This window comes from Peribacillus sp. P4_D6, assembly GCF_056401795.1.
This window is the reverse complement of the sequence record NZ_JBFUIQ010000302.1, coordinates 1-1828: the sequence shown is the minus strand read 5'-3', so window position 1 is coordinate 1828 and position 1828 is coordinate 1. Positions and strand designations below refer to the sequence as shown.

Below are 1828 nucleotides of genomic sequence, written 5' to 3'. Positions count from 1 at the left end.
ATTAGAAATAGTAAATATACTTAATGGCAAATTAATTATAAGATAAATTCATATTATTCAAAAAAATCTAAGAAAGATACTTTAACATTCGGAATAGATACAAGATATCTACTTAGAAAGGGGTATGAAATGTCCAAAATATCTTTTATTAAAGGAATTGTAACCGTTCCCATTGTTTTTGTTTTACTGGCAGGTTCTTCTGTTACAAATGCTGCTTCAGATAAGCCAATGCCGGCAACAGATACAACAATCTCAGCAAATAAGGCTTTTTATGAAAAGTTGAATTTTACAGACAAGGAAGATTTCAAGAATGCACATAAAGGATTCATTGCGCCTTTGAATATGAATCCCATTAAAAATTCAAAAGGTGACGTGGTATGGGATAGTAATCGATATTCATTCATCAAAGAAGATCAGCCGGCAAGCTTTACTGTAAACCCAAGCTTGTGGAGGCAAGCTCAGTTACAAAATATAACAGGCTTATTTAAAGTGGTGGATGGCGTTTATCAAGTTCGGGGCCAGGATTTATCAGTGCTTACCATTGTGGAAGGAAAAACAGGATTAATAGTTTTGGATACACTTTCTACAATTGAAACGGCCAAAGCCGCCATGGAGCTTTATTTTGAACATCGGCCCAAAAATCCAGTAAGTGCAATTGTTATTAGTCATAGTCATGCGGATCACTTTGGTGGTATCAAAGGCATTGCTCAATACGCTGACAATCCAGCTAAGGTGCCGATTATTGTCCCAGCAGGTTTTAACGATGAAGCGCTAAGTGAAAACATTCTTTTAGGCAATATAATGTCTCGCCGTGCAGGTTATATGTTTGGAAATCTCTTACCCGCAAGTGAAAGGGGATTTGTTACTTCTGGTATTGGCCCAGGATTAAGTAACGGAACTTTTAGCTATTTACCTCCAACAATGGAAGTGAAGGATGATATTCAAACGGTGGAAATAGACGGAATTACATTTAAATTTTTATTGACGCCGGATTCGGAAGCTCCATCTGAAATGCATTATTATATCAATGATTACAAAACTTTAGTGGTAGCGGAAAACACCGGACACACGTTACATAATATTTATACATTAAGGGGAGCTAAAACCAGAGATACCCTAAAATGGGTGAAAGCACTTGATGATACAGTTGATCTGTTTGGAAACGAAGATATAGATGCTATGGTTACGGCCCATACATGGCCCGTATGGGGAAGGGACGATGTTCTGGAGCAGTTGGAAAGTCAGCGTGATTTGTACAAATATATTCATGACCAAACCATACGATTAGCTAATTTAGGACTTACACCTGATGAAATCGCGGAAGAGTTAAAGCTTCCTGAAAAGTTGGATAAAGTCTGGGCCAATCGGGGGTATTACGGAACATTGAAACACAACGTAAAAGCGGTGTATAACTTTTATTTAGGATATTTCAACGGTAATCCATCCGACTTGGATCCATTACCACAAGAGGAATCGGGCGCTAAATATGTACAGTATATGGGTGGGGAAAAGAAGGTCATTAAACAGGCAAAACTTGATTATAAAAGAGGGGAATATCGCTGGGTGGCTCAAGTCTTAAAGCATGTCGTCATGGCCAACCCGAAAAATACAGAAGCAAAAAATTTATTGGCTAAAGCTTATGAGCAATTAGGATACACAGCTGAATCTTCTTTGTGGCGTAATTTCTATCTTACCGGCGCAGACGAGTTAAGGAATGGTGTGGCAGATTCAAAGGGAAGTGGCGGAATGATGAATCTCGATACGCTGCTCAATATGCCAATGGATGATTTCCTGAAATTCTTGTCCATTAAATTAAACGGAATGAAAG

General features: G+C 38.2%; 1 protein-coding gene. It reads left to right on the top strand.

The window, feature by feature from the left end; all coding sequences use genetic code 11:
- Window positions 1–129 precede the first annotated feature (129 nt).
- Window positions 130–1828, top strand: a 1699-nt coding sequence (locus AC1DVB_RS26970) for an alkyl/aryl-sulfatase (RefSeq protein WP_477591900.1), incomplete at its 3' end; no start/stop codon positions are given.